13 protein-coding genes are annotated in these 20,073 nt (G+C 48.3%); all 13 read left to right on the top strand.

Annotated elements, in window-relative coordinates; translation table 11 throughout:
* Window positions 1–9: 9 nt before the first annotated feature.
* The 13 genes from MRBLPE1_RS04810 (at window position 10) to MRBLPE1_RS04750 (ending at window position 20,068) form a co-directional block, all read left to right on the top strand.
* Window positions 10–2,409, top strand: coding sequence for a hypothetical protein (locus tag MRBLPE1_RS04810; protein WP_364142211.1), 2,400 nt, complete (start codon window positions 10–12; stop codon window positions 2,407–2,409).
* Window positions 2,410–2,466: 57 nt separating this feature from the next.
* Window positions 2,467–2,781, top strand: a complete 315-nt coding sequence (locus tag MRBLPE1_RS04805; protein WP_364142208.1) for a cupin domain-containing protein — start codon at window positions 2,467–2,469, stop codon at window positions 2,779–2,781.
* Window positions 2,782–2,957: 176 nt separating this feature from the next.
* On the top strand, window positions 2,958–4,232 hold the full coding sequence (locus tag MRBLPE1_RS04800) for a serine hydrolase domain-containing protein (RefSeq protein WP_364142207.1): 1,275 nt from the start codon (window positions 2,958–2,960) through the stop codon (window positions 4,230–4,232).
* Between the two features lie 278 nt (window positions 4,233–4,510).
* Complete coding sequence (locus MRBLPE1_RS04795; RefSeq protein ID WP_364142205.1) at window positions 4,511–6,028, top strand: sugar ABC transporter ATP-binding protein; 1,518 nt, start codon at window positions 4,511–4,513, stop codon at window positions 6,026–6,028.
* Window positions 6,025–6,993: an ABC transporter permease gene (locus MRBLPE1_RS04790; protein ID WP_364142202.1), complete on the top strand. Its 969-nt coding sequence runs from the start codon at window positions 6,025–6,027 to the stop codon at window positions 6,991–6,993. Before MRBLPE1_RS04795 ends, MRBLPE1_RS04790 begins: the two co-directional genes overlap by 4 nt.
* Before the next feature lie 80 nt (window positions 6,994–7,073).
* Window positions 7,074–8,105, top strand: a complete 1,032-nt coding sequence (locus MRBLPE1_RS04785) for an ABC transporter substrate-binding protein (protein WP_414698830.1) — start codon at window positions 7,074–7,076, stop codon at window positions 8,103–8,105.
* A gap of 131 nt (window positions 8,106–8,236) precedes the next feature.
* The gene (locus tag MRBLPE1_RS04780) at window positions 8,237–9,853 is read left to right on the top strand and encodes a response regulator (RefSeq protein ID WP_364142199.1); all 1,617 of its coding nucleotides are present in this window, start codon (window positions 8,237–8,239) and stop codon (window positions 9,851–9,853) included.
* Window positions 9,850–11,661 carry a cache domain-containing sensor histidine kinase gene (locus MRBLPE1_RS04775; RefSeq protein ID WP_364142196.1) on the top strand — a complete coding sequence of 604 codons (1,812 nt, stop codon included), beginning with the start codon at window positions 9,850–9,852 and terminating at the stop codon, window positions 11,659–11,661. The genes MRBLPE1_RS04780 and MRBLPE1_RS04775 overlap by 4 nt, the downstream gene beginning before the upstream one ends.
* A gap of 5 nt (window positions 11,662–11,666) precedes the next feature.
* Window positions 11,667–12,653, top strand: coding sequence for a substrate-binding domain-containing protein (locus MRBLPE1_RS04770; protein WP_364142193.1), 987 nt, complete (start codon window positions 11,667–11,669; stop codon window positions 12,651–12,653).
* Between the two features lie 132 nt (window positions 12,654–12,785).
* Complete coding sequence (locus MRBLPE1_RS04765; RefSeq protein ID WP_364142191.1) at window positions 12,786–14,018, top strand: multidrug effflux MFS transporter; 1,233 nt, start codon at window positions 12,786–12,788, stop codon at window positions 14,016–14,018.
* 259 nt (window positions 14,019–14,277) lie between these two features.
* On the top strand, window positions 14,278–17,100 hold the full coding sequence (locus tag MRBLPE1_RS04760) for a beta-galactosidase (RefSeq protein WP_364142188.1): 2,823 nt from the start codon (window positions 14,278–14,280) through the stop codon (window positions 17,098–17,100).
* Window positions 17,101–17,245: 145 nt separating this feature from the next.
* Entirely contained in the window at window positions 17,246–18,274 is a 1,029-nt protein-coding gene (locus MRBLPE1_RS04755) for a LacI family DNA-binding transcriptional regulator (RefSeq protein ID WP_364142185.1), read from the top strand.
* A gap of 393 nt (window positions 18,275–18,667) precedes the next feature.
* Entirely contained in the window at window positions 18,668–20,068 is a 1,401-nt protein-coding gene (locus MRBLPE1_RS04750; protein ID WP_364142183.1) for an ABC transporter substrate-binding protein, read from the top strand.
* Window positions 20,069–20,073 lie beyond the last annotated feature (5 nt).

The following is a 20,073-nucleotide window of genomic DNA, read 5'->3' as shown; positions in this document are numbered from 1 at the left end:
GTGAAAGATATGGATGAAATGAGCGGATTTATTACCCATTATCTGATATCGGGACCGCTGCTTACCGATTTTATAGCGGACAAAGCCGACAAAAACCAGATCCGCTATGAGCAGTATTTAAGATCGATCGTTGCTGAAAGGAATAAACCGGCACCGTCCGATAACATAAAAATCGGTGATAAGAGCGAGTTGGGGCTGCCATGGGAATATTACTATCCGGGAAGCGGATTTGTGAATATTAGCCAATTTTCGGTGACGCCGAAAAAGGTAGAGCTGCTGGCAGCAACCGGACTTGTCGCGCAAGAAGACATGGAGATCCGGGCGATTCTTTGGACATATACAGCAGTGGATGTATGGCTTGGCGATCAGAAGATCTGTTCCGTCACCGAGCCGGTTTATAAGCCGATTAAGAAGAAGGAAATAAAGCTGGTCCTCAAAGAAGGCTACAACGCTTTGTTGATCCGCATGCAGAATTTGGCGGTCCGCGACACCAGAAATATATTTGGCATTCAATTATTGGAGCATAGGGAAAAAGTGGCGCCTGCGCTTCCTGACGCTGAACACGCGGAGCCGTTCCTTGCGCTGGACCACTGGCTGTCCGGCATTGAAATGAAAGGAAACCGTATATACTTTCCGGCAGATGCGCCTTGTAAGGTCTATCTTACTTATGATGACGCGAGCAATGACAAGGATTGCGTGGATGTCAGCGGCATGAGCTGCGCGGATGTCAAAAGAGATATGGTCATGGCTGTCGTTTATGGTGAAATCCAGCATAAAAAAATGATCCGCAAAATTGAATTGCTGCATAACAAAAAGCCTGCATACCGCCAATCGGCATCGTCAGATGAAATTAGAAGAGCTATGTTTGAAGAGCTTTCTTTAATGGGGGCGGAACCTGCGTTTCAGCCGCTGCGCTTTGGCCTATTTTATGTGCTGGCGCGCTGGCATTTGGGAAAGAAAGCTGTACAAGATGAGGCTCATATTAATCAGGCGCTTGAACAGATGGAGAGAAGGGAAGATTGCTCGGACTTTTTTCTGGCAGGACTGCTCCGCATGATGCAATCGTTTTCGCTGCCGGCGGCCTTATCCGCAAAGGCGGAACAAACGATTCTGAACTACCGGTACTGGATGACGGAGGATGGATCTGACGGCATGTGCTTCTGGAGTGAGAATCATGCGCTGATGTTCTACATTTGCGCATTCATGGCAGGCAACCAGTATCCGGATAAAATATTTCCAAGGTCGGGCCGCACCGGCCTGCAGGTCAGCGAAGTAGCGAAAGACAGGATACGGCAGTGGCTGGCGGATATAGAAGAATACGGCTTTGAAGAGTTTTTAAGTGCCGATTATATGTGCGTAACATTGGGCGCTTTATTAAATGTCGTTGACTATATGGAAGAAGAAGAATCCGAAAGGGCTGTCCGGTTGGTCGATCTTATGCTGAAATCATTTGCCTGTCATACCTTCCGCGGCTCCATCATTGCGCCGCAGGCGAGGATATACCGTTCCGTTATTTTACCGTTTACCCAGTCTGCCCAAGCTTTGATCCATCTGCTAAATCCCGAGACTCCGGTCGGGAACAGCGAATGGATGGTCTTTTTAATGAACAGCAAGTATCGAATGCCTCATCATTATGCAAGTCTTATGAACGGGCCATTAGAGATGGAATATCAGACCGGAAACGCTTGGGTTAAGCTGGAAAAGCAGCAGGATTATATGCTGACCTCGGTGCAGTCGCCGAGATACGATGAGAAGCCTTCATTCTGGGAAAATATTAGCTTTGACGATTCCGCCGACATCGAATCCAATCTTTATATTAAATCTTTCAATGAGCGGTTTCACGGAACATCGCGCTTTGAACCGGGAGTGCAGGGTTATCAGCAGCATATGTGGTATGCAGCGCTTGATAATGATACGGTAGTGTTTAGCAACCATCCGGGAGAGATGGCGGATGATGGCGGCATGCGCCCCGGCTACTGGTATGGGAACGGCATCATGCCGGCAATCAAACAACAGGGCAATTTGCTTGGCGTTATTTATGACATCGGTGAAGACCATCCGATCGCATTTACCCATCTGTTTTTTCCGGCTAGCAAATTTGATTCCGTTTCGAAGGATGGACAATGGCTGTTTGGGCAAAAGGACGGCGGATACGTTGCGATATGGTGCAGCGACGCGATGGTGCCTCATAACGACCGCCTGATCGATTGCGAATACCGTGTATATGGAACGAGGATGGCGTATATTTGCCAATGCGGCTCAAAAGAGGAATTTGAAAGCTTAGGTCATTTTAGAGACTATTGTCAAACGCTCTCACCTGCTTTCGATCATTCGAAACTTAAGCTTTCTGCTTCAAATGGGTACACTCTCGCCTCTATCAGGAGCGAAAACAAAACCCAATATGTATAGGAATTACGGAATTGACAAGAAATCAACAAAGATTGGAATACAAAGGAGGACGCTGAAATGAGCAGATTGAATGTATGGGAAAATGCCGAGCCGGGTGTCAAACGGAAAATATTTACTCCGGGCCAGACGATCATGATGATGGAGGTTCACTTTGAGGAGGGAGCGGAGGGTTATTTGCATAGCCATGTGCACGAGCAGTTTTCTTACTGTATGGAAGGACAGCTGGAGTTTTCAGTCAACGGAGAAAAAGTCGTCGTCTCGGCAGGAGAGACGATCTACATTCCGAGCCTTGCCGAGCATGGCTGCCGCGCCCTTCAGAAGAGCAAACTGCTGGATACGTTTACTCCGCTGAGGCAGGACTTAATCGATTAACAATGATTGGTTAATTATACCAAATCAACCAGTTATAAAGTGGAGCAGTTGCTACGGCAGCTGCTCCTTTCATTTTTAAGCTAAAGGCAAGATAGTTATATGGAGAATTCTAGATACAATAGGCTTCAAATGATATCATCAGAGTATTAGGAGTGGATTATGAGGAGTGAGATCGTGTGCAAGCAATACAATTGAAACTAGAGGCATACATTAACGAATATCTGGCATTGTGGGACTTTTATGGCGTTATTCAAGTCATCAAAAAAGGCAATGTGCTTTTTGAAAACGCACACGGTTATGCCAGTATAGAATTTGGATTGAAAAACGATATTAATTCATGCTTCTCAATCGCCTCCATATCAAAACAGTTTACTGCCTTTGCGATTATGCTCCTATATGAAGGGAAATTGCTCGACATCGATAAATCTGCGCGATTATACCTCCCTGACGTTATAGAGATTGACGAATCGATCACTGTACATCATCTATTATCACATACTTCCGGCTTATATAATTTTCACAATTTTGAAAATGATTTTTTTGCTGATTACAACAGAATGAATTATTCGCAAAACGATTTCTTTCGGCGGTATATCAATAAAAAGGCTGCAAAGCCACCGGGCACGACATATGATTACAATAACTCAAACTATAATTTGCTTGCATGGATTATTGAAAATGTTTCCGGAGAGAAATATGAAGATTATATTCGGAACCATATTTTTCTGCCTTTAAATATGAGTAACAGCGATGTTGATGACGGCTGCAAACCTATTAAAAACAGATCATGTAACTATGTGAAAAATTTTGATGCAAACATCAAAAGTCCGTATCATAACGAGAAATTTAGCATTGGTGCAGGCGCCATCATTTCAAACTGCTATGATTTGTACAAATGGTATATCTGTTTACGGGATCGGAAAATCCTGTCGCAGAAAACGTATACTAGATTTTTTAACGAAAATGCAAACAACTACTGCTATGGACTGGAACATCATCATGTTTATGGCACAGATCGATATTCCCATGGAGGAGATCACCTTGGAATAAGCACTTATATGCAAAATTATTTCGATGAAGATATTTATATCATCATTCTTTCAAATAATGATGCTATCGATCAGTACAGGTTGGGCAATGCAATCTCGGATATTCTGCATCATGTTGAGGTGGATTTTCCAAAAAGGCATCAAGAGCTTCCCATCAACGAAAGCAAGCTTAAAGAGTATTGCGGAACATACTTGAAAGATAAGATTCAAGTAGAATTTATGAATGGCAAATTATATTTTACAAGATTCTCCGGGAATCTTCATATAGAGATCTATCCAGTAGGTGAAAGTAAATTTGCTCGCAGATATTCTGATCAGATCCATCCGTACAGTATTGCTGAAAACGAAAACGGCAAAATGACGTTTTTCGGGTATATAAAGGATAACCCTGCAAACAAGTAGATTGGTCCGGGTATTCGGATTTTTGTACTGACGTTTAAGGAGTGTTCAGGATTTCAACAATAAGCCAGCGACAGTCTAGGACATTATTTATATGTCCCTGGCTGCCGCTGTTTCTATTATTGGGAACGCAGCAAGCGATATTCGCTCGCGCTATACCGATTTTTTTGTCCAGAAGCGGTTTATCGTAAAATCGTCTACTTTTCTCAAGAGAATTCTCCATATATTACACGCCGGTTTCATCATACAATGAGTTCACAAACCGATGAGGGGTGTGAGCGATGAGTCGGATTTTAGTGTCGATGGAAGGAATCATGAAGCAATTCCCGGGCGTACTTGCACTTGACCAATGCCGCTTCGAGCTTCATGCAGGGGAAGTGCATGCGCTGGTCGGAGAGAACGGGGCCGGCAAGTCTACCATGATGAAAATATTAACTGGTGTCTATAAGAAGGATGCCGGACGGATTGTCTATAAAGGCAAGGAAGTCGAAATAGCCAATACGAAAGCGGCGCAAAACCTCGGTATCAGCATCATTCATCAGGAGCTGCAGCTGATGCCTGATCTGACGATTGCGCAAAACATTTTTATCGGGAGAGAACCTCGTTCAATGATTCCGCTCTTTCTCGATGAGCACGCAATCAATGAACGGACGCAGGCGCTGTTCCAGAGAATGAATCTAAAGCTTGATCCGCGCACGCTTGTTTCGGAGCTGACCGTGGCGAAGCAGCAAATGGTCGAAATTGCGAAAGCGCTCTCTTTTAAGTCGGAGCTGCTTATTATGGATGAGCCTACGGCGGCGCTTACAAACTCTGAAATTGATGAGTTGTTTCGGATGATTGAGCAGCTGCGGGGGGAAGGAGTAGGTATTGTCTATATCTCGCACCGGATGGAGGAGCTTAAACGGATCACCGATAGGATAACGGTTATGCGGGATGGCACTTATATCGATACGTTGCGTACGGTGGATACGACAATCGATGAAATCATCGCTCTGATGGTCGGAAGGCAAATCTATACGGCATCGAAGCCTAGCGTAGACGGTAAGAAGCAGCAGACAAAGGTGCTTGAAGCAAAACGGCTCAATCGCGGCAGCTCTATAAAAGATGTATCCTTTCATCTGAACAAAGGAGAGATTGTAGGCTTTGCCGGACTGATGGGAGCGGGACGAACGGAGGTGGCCAGAGCGATCTTTGGCGCGGACCGGTTGGATTCGGGGGAAATTTTCATCAATGGGGAGAAAGTGAACATAAAAGGGCCAAAGGATGCCGTTCAATACGGGATTGGTTATTTATCGGAGGATCGGAAGCAGTTCGGTTTGCTCGTTGATATGGACGTGAAGACGAATATTTCGATCGCTTCTTACCGGAGCTTCAGAAATTCGCTCGGGTGGATGAATCAATCAAGGATGGAGCGCAACGCGGAGAAGCATGTGGCATCGCTCAAAATCAAGACGCCGAGTGTGGACCAGCGGGTAAAGTTTTTGTCTGGGGGCAACCAGCAGAAGGTCGTTATCGGCAAATGGCTCACGCGCGACTGTCAGATTTTAATGATCGATGAGCCGACGCGGGGGATCGACGTTGGCGCGAAGTCGGAAATTTATCGACTGCTGGATGAGCTGGTGCAGCAAGGAAAGTCGATCATTATGATCTCATCGGAGCTGCCGGAAATATTGCGGATCAGCCACAGGGTCATCGTGATGTGCGAGGGACGCATTACCGGCGAGCTTAGCAGTGAGGAAGCTACGCAGGAAGCAATAATGAAATATGCAACGATGCGGGTGGAGGAGGAAGCGAAATGAAGCTAGCCGAAATACAAAAGCCCGTTTCTCTGAAAACAGGCGCTACACAAAAGCTGCTGGCGTTTGCCAGTCTCATTTTATTAGTCGTTTTCTTCTCAGTATCGTCTGAGAACTTCTTCCGCTTTGATAATTTGATTGGCATCATGCTGTCAACCGCCGTCATCGGCGTGCTGGCGCTTGGCTCAACCTTCGTTATCATTACGGGTGGCATCGATTTGTCGGTAGGCACGGTTATGACCTTTGCATCTGTAATGACCGGCGTTGTTATCACGTTTTGGGGCCTGTCTATCCCCTTCGGCATAGCGGGCGGTATTCTGACCGGCGCACTGTGCGGGTTCATAAGCGGCTGGCTGGTCGCCAAAATGAATATTCCGCCGTTCATCGCGACCCTCGGCATGATGATGGTGACGAAAGGGCTGTCGCTTGTCGTCTCCGGGACGAAGCCCATTTATTTTAACGACACGCCTGCATTCTCGAAAATCGCCATGGATACGGTGTTCAAGGTGCCGTATGCGGTATTTATCTTCTTTGGGCTTGCGGTTATCGCCAGTATCGTACTTTCCAAGACGATCATCGGCCGTTACAATTTTGCGCTTGGCAGCAACGAGGAAGCGACCAGGCTATCCGGCGTTAACGTCACCTTCTGGAAGATCGTCATTTATGTAATTACGGGCGCTTTCGCCGGGATCGCCGGTATTATGATGGCCTCAAGGCTCAATTCGGCGCAGCCCGCACTGGGCTCAGGCTATGAGCTGGAAGCGATCGCCGCAGTCGTAATCGGCGGCACTTCGCTTAGCGGCGGGAGAGGCTCGATTCTCGGCACGGTCATCGGAGCGCTCATTATGAGTGTTCTGACAAACGGATTGCGCATTATGTCTGTACCGCAGGAATGGCAGGTCGTCATTGTCGGCTTAGTCGTTATCGGAGCCGTATACGCCGATATATTGCGCCGCCGCAAAAAATAAAAAACGGTATGGCTCTCAGAAGGCCTAGGAGGCTGGATGAGGTTTAATACAACTAAATCGAGCGTAAGGGGAGATCGGCTTTGAAAAGAAATAAATGGATTTCAGCTGCAATTTTTCTACTGATGTCAGTTATGGTGCTCAGCGCATGCGGTTCTAACGGCGGAAATAACAGCGGCAGCAAAGGAGTGAATGAACCAGCCTCTGCGGGAACAAACGATGCGTTAAACGAGGCTGGCGATAAGAAGCTCTACATTCCGGTCATCTCCAAGGGATTCCAGCATCAATTCTGGCAAGCGGTGAAACAGGGCGCCGAGAAAGCGGCGGCAGAGCTGGATGTCGAGATTACATTCGAAGGTCCCGAGACCGAATCACAGGTCGATAAACAAATCGAAATGCTGCAAGCCGCGCTCGATAAGAAACCTAGTGCGATCGCATTCGCAGCGCTGGACAGCAAAGCTTCCATTCCGCTGCTTGAGAAAGCAAAATCGAACAATATTCCTGTCGTCGGCTTCGACTCGGGCGTAGACAGCGACATTCCGGTCACTACAGCAGCAACTGACAATGTTGCGGCTGCGGCGCTTGCGGCAGACAAAATGGCTGAGCTGATCGGCGGCTCCGGCGAGGTCGCGCTCATCGTCCATGACCAAACGAGCCGCACAGGTATTGATCGCCGCGACGGGTTCATTAATCAAATCAAAGCAAAATATCCGGATATTACTATCGTCGATACGCAATACGGCGCTGGCGATCAGCTCAAATCAACCGACCTTGCAAAGGCGATTATGCAAGCACACCCTGATCTGAAGGGTTTCTTCGGTGCCAACGAAGGCTCGGCGATCGGCGTAGTCAATGCGGTAAGCGAACTTGGCAAACAGGGCAAAATTACGGTAATCGGGTATGATTCCGGCAAACTGCAAATGGAAGCGATCAAGAACGGCACAATGGCAGGCGCGATAACGCAGGATCCGATCGGCATCGGCTATTGGTCGGTTAAAGCTGCCGTGTTAGCGATTAACGGAGAGAGCGTTGAGCCGATGATCGATACGGGGTTCCACTGGTACGACAAAACGAATATCGATTCGGATGAAATCAAACCGCTTCTATACGAATAAGCAATCATTCATGCAGTAGGCCGGAAAAGAAGTTCCGGTCTACTTTTTTGCGGTTTTCTTCGTGAAAGGGAGCATCATGCAGGGATTCATGTAAGCGCTATCGAAATGCTGGTGAAAGGAGGCTCGTTCGAATGTACAAAATGATCATCGTCGACGACGAGGATGAAGTAAGAGAAGGCGTGAAGCAGCTAACCAATTGGGAGCGCTGCGGTTTCGAGCTTGTCGGCGATTTCAGTAACGGAAGAGACGCGCTCGAGGCTGTAGAACGGCTTCGTCCAGACGTTGTCATAACCGATATTAATATGCCTTATATGGACGGTATGGAGCTTGCGGCGCATTTGAATGCCATGTATCGGGAGCTTAAGGTCGTTATCCTTACCGGCTATGAGGATTTTGATTATGCGAAGCAGGCGATTAAGCTTAAAGTGAAGGACTATTTGCTGAAGCCGATAAATTTGCAAGAATTTACGGAGTTTCTGTTAAAAATGAAACGGGAGCTAAGCGAGGAACAAGCCCGCATGGAGGATATGGCAGTCTTGCAGCAGCGGTTGAATGAGAGCTTTCCGCTGCTGCGGGAGCGCTTCCTGCATAAGCTGGTCACCATCCCGATGACGGAGAATGACATCCACCAGAAGCTTCTTGATTTCCGTCAGGTATTAGACGGCCCGGATTATTTGGCGATGCTTATGGATTTGGAGGAGCCTGATGAGCAATCAGGGAGCAGCTCTTACGGAGACAGCGAGCTCCTGCGCTTCGCGATGCACAACATTGCACAGGAAGTGATTCAGGAGGAGCATGGAGGAATCGTATTCCAAGCAGGCCATGATAAGTCGGTGGCATTGCTCGGGGGAACCGCAGAGGAGATTGCGATACAGGCACAGAAGCTGGCTTCGCATGTAGGGGAAGCGGTTCGAAAATATTTAAAGCGTGACGTATCGATCGGAATAGGCAGCATCTATCCGACGCGGACAAAGCTGCGGCTCTCTTACCAGGAGGCTAGCTCGGCGCTGGATTACCGCTTTCTGCTGGGTGCGGGCAGCATTATTTCGATCCACGACGTAGAGTTCGGCAAAAGGACAAGCACGCCCTCATATTACGAGTTCGAGAAGAAACTAATGGCCGCAGTGAAAACAGCGAAGGCTGCACAAGCTTCAGACATACTCGGCGATTGGTTCTCGGAGCTGAAGCAATCCGGAGCAGCGCCTGGCAGCTGTTACAGTTACCTGCACCGCATATTGGCAGCCTTCATTAACATGATCGCACAGACAGGCTTTGATGATTCGAAGGTGCTGGGCGATGATCCGTTTTCCAACATTCCGACGCTGAAATCTATCGAACAGATGAAAGGCTGGCTGGATGAGACTTGCCGCGGCGTTATCGCGTTTTTGTCCGAACAGCGGACGCATGTTAACCATACACAGCTGGAGGATGCGCTTTTGTATATTAACGATAACTACAGCAGCCCGGAGCTATCGCTGCAGCAAGTGTGTCAGCATGTATTCCTCAGCCTCAGCTACTTCAGCTCTTTGTTCAAGCAGCATACCGGCGATACGTTCGTCGAATATTTAACGCGTCTGCGCCTTGAGAAGGCGAAGCAGCTGCTGGTTGCGACGCAGTTGAAAGCCTACGATGTCGCTGAGCGGGTCGGATACGCAGACCCGCAGTATTTTAGCGTTATTTTCAAACGGCATATCGGGATGACTCCGAAGGATTATCGAGCCAGGATGAGGGAGAAAGTCCCGTCATGAGAGGACATTCTTTCTTTCAATTCAAAAGCATTCATACCAATATCGCACTCGCATTCTCCTGTCTCATTATTTGTACGACTGCCATCCTTAGCATAAATACGTATTTGATTTCTTCGGATGCCGTGAAAGACAACTCCTACGACTATACAGCGCAGCTAATCGAACAGGTGAATAGTAACATTCAGACCTATATTGGCAATATGGAGAGCATTGCCGAGCTTGCGCTGCGCGACGAGGAGCTGCAGCGGCTGATGCGCCTTTACGATCCGCAAGACCCGGAAGGGCTGGCGCTTGCTAAGCAAACGAGCACCTTCTTCCGTTCCATTGTCGAATCACGCAACGATATTGCATCCATCGTCTTCATCGGTACGAATGGCGCACTCGTATCCGATCGCGGCGACGCGCAGTTGAAGGACTACCATGAATTGCTGAGCCAAGACTGGTATATATCCGCAAAGGAGGCAGGCGGCAAGCCGGTCATTTCCTCCTCGCGCGTGCAGCACATCTATAAGAACGAATACAACTGGGTCGTATCGATCAGCCGCCTGGCTGGGTCTGCATCGGACGGCAATAACGGCGTGCTGCTTGTTGATTTGAACTATAATGTCATCGATGATCTCTGCAAGCAGATTCATATGGGTAATCGCGGTTATGTGTTTCTGCTTGATCCGAGCGGCGACCTGATCTTTCACCCGCAGCAGCAGCTTGTTTACTCAGGCCTCAAATCGGAGGCGCTCCATGAAATTTTGCAAGCCTCAAGCGATCGGATGTTGAAGGCGGAGAGCGACGGCAAGACAAAGCTTTATACGATTCGAAGCTCGCGTTACGATTGGAAGGTCGTCGGAGTGAATTACCCGGAGGAACTTGTCGGCGATAAGCGCCAAATTCAATTTTCAGCGGTGCTCTGGGGTTCCTTATGCTTAATTATTGCGCTAGTCATCTCTATTCTGCTTTCGTTAACGCTGACTAAACCGATAAAAAAGCTGGAAGGACATATGAAAAAAGTAGAGAAGGGCGATTTTGACACGCGTTTTGCCATTGAGGGCACGAATGAAATCGGCAAGCTGGCGCGAACGTTCAATTTGATGACCGGCAAAATTAAGGAGCTGATGAATCAGGTCGTGCAGGAGCAGGAGGACAAGCGAATCAGCGAGCTAAAAGCGCTGCAAGCGCAAATTCATCCGCATTTTCTCTACAATACGCTGGATTCGATCATTTGGATGGCTGAGATGAATAAGATGGGCGATGTGATCAAAATGACATCAGCGTTGTCCAAGCTGCTCCGCTCGACGATCAGCAAGGGCGAAGAGCTTATTCCCCTCCGTGCTGAGCTTGCGCATATTGAGCATTACTTAACGATTCAAAACATCCGTTACCGCAACAAATTCACTTACAGCATCGACGTTGATCAAGCCATTATGGATTGTAAAATATTAAAGATCGTACTCCAGCCGATTGTGGAAAACGCGATCTACCATGGCATAAAAAACAAAGCCGATGCGGGTCATATTCTCATTAAAGGCGATAGAACAAGCGACGGCATCACGCTTCAGATTATAGATGACGGTGTTGGGACTGACGCTGCAAAGCTTCAAGCGAGCGTATCCAAAGGCCGCTCGTTAGATACGCTGTCCGCGCGCTCAGCATCGGCCTCATCCGCAACGAGCGGATTAGGACTGCAAAATGTGAATCACCGCATTCAGCTGAATTATGGAGACCGCTTTGGGTTGTCCTTCGATAGTGAGCTCGATGAGGGGACGACGGTAACCCTTCGGATGCCGGATATTATGGAGGGTAAAGGAGAATAACCATGATGCGAAAATCGATATGTGCTCTTCTATGCGCCGGACTAATTACGGTTGCCGCAGCTTTCATGCTGAACGCTGGAATGAAGGAGACGAAGCCGCAAAAACCGCATTTTTTATTCGTGCCGAAAACGACAGATCCGCAGGTGGAATTTTGGGAGATGATGCGTCAAGGCGTGAACATGGCAGCCGAAGAGTTCGACGTTACGGTGAAGCTGGCAGGAATGCAATCCGAGTCGGATATAGACGGGCAAATTGCGCTGCTGGAGCAAGCGATTATAGACAAGCCCCAGGCCATTATATTGGCGGCTACGGATTATAACCGGATCGTACCTGTAGCAAAGCGTATAGTGGAAGCCGGCATCATACTCATTACTGTCGATTCGGGGATGAAGGACGGCATTTCCAGCAGCTTTATCGCTACGGACAATTATGAGGGCGGCAGGAAGGCCGGCCAGCTGTTAATCGATACGATCGATTCCGATCAAGACGGGCCTGTTGCTATTATTAATTTCGTCCGGGGCTCTGCGACTGCTATGGAACGGGAGCGCGGCGTGCTTGACAGCTTGGCTGCTCAGCCCGGTTTGAAAGTGCTTGATACGCTTTACAGTAACGCATCGGAGGAGCTGGCATACGTAAAGACGATGGAGCTGCTTCGGGACGAGCCGGAGCTCAGCGGCATTGTGGCGCTCAATGAGCCGACGGTTGCCGGTGCCGCCAAAGCGATTATTGAGATGCAGGTTGTAACGAGAGTAAAGCTGATTGGCTTTGATAATTCGATGGAGGAGATTTCTTACCTGGAGGAAGGCGTGTTGCAGGCAACCATCGTACAGAAGCCGTTTAATATGGGTTATTTGGCAGTCAAAGCTGCTCTTGATGTAAGCGCGGGTAAAAAAGTGCTGCCGATGATCGATACGGGATCGGAAGCGATAACGAAGCAAAATATGTATGCCGGCGACAAACAGAAGCTGCTCTTTCCTTTTGATGAAAATTAGGTTATTTGAAAAAATGCTTTCGTTATAGATAAAAATACTATTGGGTTTATCTCTATCTTGGTCTATAATGAAGCAAGTTTACACTTGACCCATGATTCATCATTCTGAAATAGTTTAGGAGAAAATATAACGATGTCTGCAACAAATAAGTATGACCGCTTAAGATTAGTATTGCTGTTAGGTGCTTTTTCAGCTCTCGGCCCACTTACGATTGACATGTATTTGCCATCATTCCCGCAAATTACCGCTGATTTTGGAACCAAAGCTTCTCTTGTTCAGCTTAGTTTGACAGCATGCCTTATTGGTTTAGGTTTGGGTCAAATGATTATGGGGCCATTAAGCGATGTCCATGGGAGACGCAAGCCGATTATTATTTCACTTATTTTCTATCTGCTTGCTTCTTTCGTCTGTGCGGTTTCCCCGAATATTTATTGGTTTATCGCTGCGCGCTTTGTTCAAGGCTTCGCTGCCTCTGCTGGAATTGTTATCTCCAGAGCCATCGTACGCGATTTATACAGCGGAACGGAATTAACGAAGTTTTTCTCCATGCTCATGCTTGTAAATAATTTGTTTCCTATGATTGCGCCTATGGCTGGCAGCGGCGTGATCTCCTTTACAACGTGGGTAGGCGTGTTTTTCGTACTGGCCATTGTTGGTTTACTGCTCGTTATTTTGGCAACGATGAACTTAAAAGAGACCTTGCCTGCGCAGAATCGGGTATCCGGTAACTTTGGAGAGCTGTTAGCCGGTATTCAAGCTCTGCTAAAAGATCGGCAGTTTATCGGCTATGCGCTTGCACAAGGCATTATGATTGGTGGCGTATTTGCCTACGTATCGGGGACTCCATTTGTATATCAAAATATTTACGGAGCATCTCCGCAGCTGTTCGCGCTGTTGTTCGCATCCAATGGAATAAGCTTAATTATTGGTTCACAGGTCGTTGGACGGTTCAGCAAATCGTTCTCGGAACGAAATTTTGTTATTCTTGGTTTGCTGTTGGCTTGTACGGCCAGCTTTGCAGCGTTGCTCGTTATTTTATTGCACGGTCCTTTGCTGGCATTGGTTATTCCGTTGTTCTTCTTTGTGGCGTCAATCGGTATGACGGCAACCGCTTCTTTTGTTCTGGCGATGGGTTCGCAAAGCCAAAGGGCAGGCAGCGCAGCCGCCTTGCTTGGCTTGTTGCCTTTTGTGATTGGAGCATGTACTTCACCGCTCGTCGGCGTTGCCGGAGAGTATTCCGCGGTTCCAATGGGGATTATCATCTTGTCAACCAGCCTGCTTGCTCTTTTCGCTTTCTTTGGACTCGCACAGAAGCCGCAAATTAAGCTCACGAATAACCCTATTGCATCAAAAGCAAGAACATAGACTGACCTAACAATAAACCAGTGAGATCAAACCCTTGATCTCACTGGTTTTTTAGTTAATTTAATGAACCCAATGGTATCCGTTGACAACGTTTACAAAGTAGTTCTATAATTTAAGTGCTATTTATGAAACCCATTTCATAAACGGCAGATCATATTATAATTACGTTTTTTGCCTCCATCTATACTTATGAAGAGTGAACTATTCGATCAGCAATTGGACTAAAACATTGCGTTTAAAAAGGAAAGGATAGGGATTTATGACGTATACGCTAGGGAACAACATTGGAGAACAAACGATAGCAGACAATGCTCGGCAGGGAATACAGCTTCGTTACGATGCGAAGAGCTTTATCATTGGGGAGAAAAGAGTATTTCTGAACATCGCGTCCATTCATTATTTTCGCATGCCCAGGCAGGAATGGCGGGAAGTGCTGGTCAAGGCAAAGCTTGCCGGGATGAATTGCATCGATACTTATTTTGCTTGGAATGTGCATGAACCGGAAGAAGGGAAATGGGACTTTAGCGGCGACAACGATTGCGGGGCCTTTCTTGATTTGTGCTCTGAGCTGGGGCTGTGGGTCATCGCGCGGCCGGGGCCGTTCATATGTGCGGAATGGGATTTCGGCGGTTTTCCTTATTGGCTGAAAAACAAAAAAAACATTCAGTTCCGAACGGACAATGAAACTTATCTTCGGTACGTTTATCGTTATTTTGACCAGATTGTTCCGATTATCCGTTCCCGTCAAATGACGAAAGACGGCACCGTTATTCTAGTGCAAGTCGAGAACGAATACGGCTATTTGGCCGAAGACGCGTCAGGCCTGTCCTATATGAAAGGCCTTCGCGACGGTTTACTGGATCGTGGCATCGACGTTCCTTTAATCACCTGCGAGGGAGGCTTGGAAGGAACGATAGAAGGAGCAAATTTCTGGTCGGGCGCGGACTCCCACTACGGGAAGTTAATGCGTAAGCAGCCGGATGTTCCGAAGCTCGTTACCGAATTTTGGACAGGGTGGTTCGAGCATTGGGGAGCACCGGCGGCCACACAGAAGACGCCTGATTTGTACGAGAAGCGGATGATGGAGTCGATTCGTGCAGGTTTTGACGGCATCAGCCATTATATGTTTTTCGGAGGCACCAATTTTGGGGGCTACGGCGGTCGTACCGTAGGCAGCAGCGATATTTATATGGTTACCTCCTATGATTACGATGCTCCTTTGTCGGAGTACGGAAGAGTTACAGCCAAATACCGAATGGCCAAAAAAGTGTCTCTGTTCACGCTGGCGCTTGGCCAATTTTTGCTGGAGTCGGAGCCGATGGACAATTTCGAGGCGCGATGCGGGGAAGGAGCCAGGCTTCAAGGCAGACAGTGGAACGGGCAAAAGCTTTGGTTTGCCGAAAGTATCAAGCAGGAGAAAGAAATGTTTCAGATTACGCTCGAAAGCGGACGAACGCTGCCGGTGTCGATCAAGCCGGGGCAGATCGTTCCGATTCTCGACCGGATCGAAATTTGTCCAGGACTAAAGCTCACATGCGGCGGTTTCCTGATCGGGAATGACTTGATTGGCGAAGTTCAAACCATTGTATTGGCGGGTGACGACGGCGGGCGTACGCATATCGTATTCGAAGCCGATCAATCGATCCATTTCGATAACGCAGGACATATCCCGCATGAGAGCAGCCTTGACGGAAGAACACTGCGTTTGGACGTATACCACTTCCAGGCATCTCAGCGCATTAAGGTCAATGTCGGCGGGCAGCTCATCGAGTTGATTGCGTTAAACGGCTATATGTCCGATCGGGCATGGAGGCTTCATGGGGATGGAGTCCGCTGGGCTATCGGCTGGGAGGATATGGACTTAGGCGCCGACGGCAGCGTTAGCGGGGTAAGCGGCGGCTGCGACAGCGAACCGTTCCTTTTAGGGGATTGGGGCCATAAAGAGGGCATCGGCCAAGACCAAATAAGCAGGACGACGGTACGCGGTGCCGGCAATGCCATCAAACCGCTGCTCTCGCCAAGCTTGTCGGAGTGGAAGCGAAATACCGTAAATCTTCTATCGCTCGGGGGAGGCGAACAGGCCGAACGTCCGCGCGGATTTGCGGAGCTGGGTCTGGCATTCGGCTATCTTATTTACAGCAGCGAAATCGAGTGCGATTGGGAACAAGAAAACACTCTCGTTTTCTCCGCCATACAAGATTCTGCGCGTTTGTTTGTAAACGGATTGGAGCAAGCGATAATCCGCCAGGTCGGCGCGGTATCCGCGAATATGCGGTTGTCGAAGGGACGCAACAAGATACAGCTTCTTGTGCAGCATATGGGCAGCCTCAATTTTTCCCCTAATTTGGGTGAAGAAAAGGGGATTTTCGGGCCGGTATATTTGGACGGCTCGACCGTTGAGCTTCGAAGAGACTGGTACTGCGGGGAGGAAGCAGTCCATTTGGACGAGGTACATAACAGTCCATTTGCTTCCACGCTGTCGCGATCGTTCGAGCTGGCGGGAAATGACGGGGCTATACTGGTCGGAGCGTTAAGCAGCGGACTTCGGATTAACGGTAAAGAGGTTCCTATGGATGGTTACCAGAATTGGTTTGCTTACCACGCAGTCGACATTTCCGGTTATGTAGTGAATGGCAGCAACACGATTGAAATGCCGGTAAGCCGAACGCCGTTGAATCGGCTGGAACTGCTGACGTATAACAGGTCACGGGAGCTGAAAAACTGGTCGGCTATCCAGCTGGATGAAGCAACGGAGTTCGTGGAAGGCTCAGCCGCCATCGAAACCGGACCAGCATGGTATCGCAGCATGTTTGATCTTCCTGCGATTCCGGAGGACGTTAATCCCAAGCTGAAGCTCCGAATGACGGGAATGAGCAAAGGCTATTTGCTTCTGAACGGCCGCAACCTAGGGCGCTACTGGCAAATCGGACCTCAAGAAGATTACAAAATTCCGATGGCATGGCTGAAGGAAACGAGCAATGAACTGATCTTGTTTGATGAAGAGGGCAGACGGCCGGATTCGGTACGTATCTTCTTTGACATGCAATCGGAGCGGCGCTGGCAAACGCTGAATGAAGCATAATTTAGACACTATAGCAGGGGCAGGAACGATCGTTGAAGCGACGAGCCTGCCCCTTCTTAGCAGCGGAATTTGTAATGCCATTATATAAAATGTCTGATTTTGCTATAATGGGCACAGACTTGAAAGTAGGAAGGAAGCGTTAAGCGTGAAACAAGTCACGATATATGACATTGCCAAGGAGGCAAAAGTATCGATTTCGACGGTATCCCGAGTATTGAACGATACTGCTCCGGTAAGGGGATCCACCCGTGCGAAGATTGAAGAACTAATTCAAAAATACAACTTTCAGCCTAATGCGATGGCTAGAAGCCTTCTTAGTAAAGAAACCGGAATTATTGGCGTGATTGTGCCCGATCTGACCAATCCCTTTTTCCCGGAAGTGTTCGCCGGAGCAGAGCAAGAGGCGCAGCAGTCTGGACATACATTCCTGCTTAGCAATACGATCGGCGATTATGCGAAGGAATCGGAGTATCTCAGCATTCTGCGGGAGAAACGTGTGGATGGGATTATATTTTTGGGGGGGAGGATCAATTTAAAAAACTGCGAGGAGCATCTGGTGCAAGAGCTCGTGCAGTGTGCCAGCGTCATTCCGACCGTATTAGTCAATGGAGCTTTGCGGGGCACCGACTTGGTCAGGGTAGCGACGGACGAGTCTGCGGGCACCGCTCTCGCGGTCCGGCATTTGATCGAACTGGGGCATACGGAAATCGGCTTCATCGGCGGAGAAAGCCATATGACGACGACATCTATCAAGCTGCGGGCATTCCGGAAGACGATGAAAGACGAGGGGTTGAAGATACGCGAGGGATGGCTGCTGCCGGACAGCTTCTCCATCGATTCGGGCAAGCGTCAAATGCTTAAGCTGCTGGCCATGAAGGAGAGGCCGACTGCCGTGTTCTGCGTCAATGATTATACGGCGATCGGAGCGATCAAGGCGGCTACGGAGGCCGGACTGACGATTCCGGACGATATGTCCATCGTCGGATTTGACGATATTCCGCTGGCGAGTCATTTTATCCCCGAGCTGACTACCGTTTCCCAGCAGGCGCATGAGCTTGGGAGGACGGCTGTTAAAGTGCTTAAAGCCATGATGAACAATGAAAATGTCAAGAAGTTGACTTCGCTCGAACCGCAGCTTATCGTTCGGCAAAGTTCGGGTTCCCGGAGGGGATAATTCCTCCGCGGCGAACATAAAAGTGAAGAGCTTCCTTCAAGAGCAGCAGCCGGATTGATAGGGTTGCTGCTCTTTTTTTTATTAAGGGTCTGATGAGTTGGCGATGGCTTGTTCCTCTTAAAACCCTGATACATTTTGGAATAATTAAACTTTAATATTGACCAAGGATTGGAAGCGAGCTATAATGAAATGGGTTTCATGAAAACCCTTACATAAATCTGAAAGTGGTCAGAACGTCTGTTTTTTCGAAAAGAAATTTTTTCTAAATCATTTATATAATGGCAGTCTGCCACTATATATAACTTCATTCCGGGGAGGGTAGGGCCGCTTTTTTTTACCGCACCGTCTTGCTTTTATTCGTTTAATCATTCATTAAGGGGAGTGTGCTGAACAATGAAACAGATGAAAAAGATGAAACCGATGTTGATTGTTTTATTAACAGTCGTTTTGATGATTATTTCTGCATGCAGCGGCAACAACGGAGGAAATACGCCGGCCACCGAGGCACCGGCAAGCGAGACGCCGGCTGAAACGGCTGCACCGACCGAGGAGCCTGAACCGCCTGCCGCTGATTTGGGAGGCAGAGAAATTCGTATTTCGCATTGGTGGGATGCAACTCCTGTCGGAGATTCGGAAGCGGACGAATTAGCCCGCGAAAGAATCAAAAAGGTGGAAGAAAAATACAACGTTAAAATTAAGTATCTGAATACGGAATACTGGTCGACTTCAGAGAAGCTTTCTTCCTCTGTCATGGCCAACGATCCTTTTGCAGAAATCGTCCGCCTGCCTGACGGCTTCATTTGGGGGCTTATGCACGGAGGATTCCTAACGCCGTTGGATGACGCCCTCAATAATACGCGCATTGCGCAAGACGTAGTCGAATCGATGCGTTTTGGCGGTGAGAATGTATTCGGTCTGGAAGGCTGGTACAACGCGAACGATTCCGGTATGTACTACAATAAACGGATTTTCAAGGAAGCAGGCTTGAAGGATCCGCAACAGCTGATGGACGAGGACAACTGGAATTGGACGACAATGCTTGATGCCGCGAAAAAACTGACTGTTGACAATAATGGTGACGGAAAGGTTGACCAATATGGTTTGGCCGGCGCGCATTATATTTTCTCGGAGCAGCTGATCACCAGCAACGGCGGCCTTATCTACGATGAAGTGAACAAAAAAGCAAGCTTTGATTCTCCTGAATCGATGGATGCGCTTAATTTCTTGTATGAGCTGTATAACACGCACAAGGTCGTGAAGGAGAACGAAGGAAATGACTGGGAGGATCCGGCGAAATATTTCGCGGAAGGCAACATTGCCATGTATCCGGGCGGACTATGGGAAATCGAGGGACGCCTGCAAGACAAGATGAAGGATGAATGGGGATACGTTTACTTCCCTAAAGCACCTAATGCAACAACGTATACGGATCCGCTCGGACAAACCGCTGCCTATGTTATTCCAAAGGGAGTCAAGGACGCGGAAGCCATTGTGAAAATCTGGGAAGAATTGCAAGATTTCGATAACTATGAAGCAAACCGCAAGCTGTGGCTTGAAAATGTGCTGCCGGATGAAACTTCCATCGCAAATGCCATGAATGAAGCGGGCAAGGTTCAGCGGGTAATCGGCGGACGGTTCGGAGGTCTCGGCGTGAAGGAACAGCTCGACTCTGTGACAGGTAAGTTCATTAAAGGTGAAATTACGCCGTCGACGGGTGTCGCTCAAGTTATCGGACCCGCGCAAGCCGCTTCTGAAAAGGTGCTGCGCGGTGAGATCGAAGAGAAGAAAGAGTAGATTCG

This window comes from Paenibacillus sp. LPE1-1-1.1 (assembly GCF_040676435.1).
Classification (GTDB): domain Bacteria; phylum Bacillota; class Bacilli; order Paenibacillales; family Paenibacillaceae; genus Pristimantibacillus.
This window is presented reverse-complemented; position numbering and strand designations above follow the sequence as displayed.

Bases quoted from the DNA above. Each gene is read 5' to 3' on its own strand.
- MRBLPE1_RS04760 (WP_364142188.1), top strand. From the start codon at position 14,278: ATGACGTATACGCTAGGGAACAACATTGGAGAACAAACGATAGCAGAC.
- MRBLPE1_RS04770 (WP_364142193.1), top strand. From the start codon at position 11,667: ATGCGAAAATCGATATGTGCTCTTCTATGCGCCGGACTAATTACGGTT.
- MRBLPE1_RS04795 (WP_364142205.1), top strand. From the start codon at position 4,511: ATGAGTCGGATTTTAGTGTCGATGGAAGGAATCATGAAGCAATTCCCG.
- MRBLPE1_RS04750 (WP_364142183.1), top strand. From the start codon at position 18,668: ATGAAACAGATGAAAAAGATGAAACCGATGTTGATTGTTTTATTAACA.
- MRBLPE1_RS04775 (WP_364142196.1), top strand. From the start codon at position 9,850: ATGAGAGGACATTCTTTCTTTCAATTCAAAAGCATTCATACCAATATC.
- MRBLPE1_RS04765 (WP_364142191.1), top strand. From the start codon at position 12,786: ATGTCTGCAACAAATAAGTATGACCGCTTAAGATTAGTATTGCTGTTA.
- MRBLPE1_RS04790 (WP_364142202.1), top strand. From the start codon at position 6,025: ATGAAGCTAGCCGAAATACAAAAGCCCGTTTCTCTGAAAACAGGCGCT.
- MRBLPE1_RS04805 (WP_364142208.1), top strand. From the start codon at position 2,467: ATGAGCAGATTGAATGTATGGGAAAATGCCGAGCCGGGTGTCAAACGG.
- MRBLPE1_RS04810 (WP_364142211.1), top strand. From the start codon at position 10: ATGGATGAAATGAGCGGATTTATTACCCATTATCTGATATCGGGACCG.
- MRBLPE1_RS04780 (WP_364142199.1), top strand. From the start codon at position 8,237: ATGTACAAAATGATCATCGTCGACGACGAGGATGAAGTAAGAGAAGGC.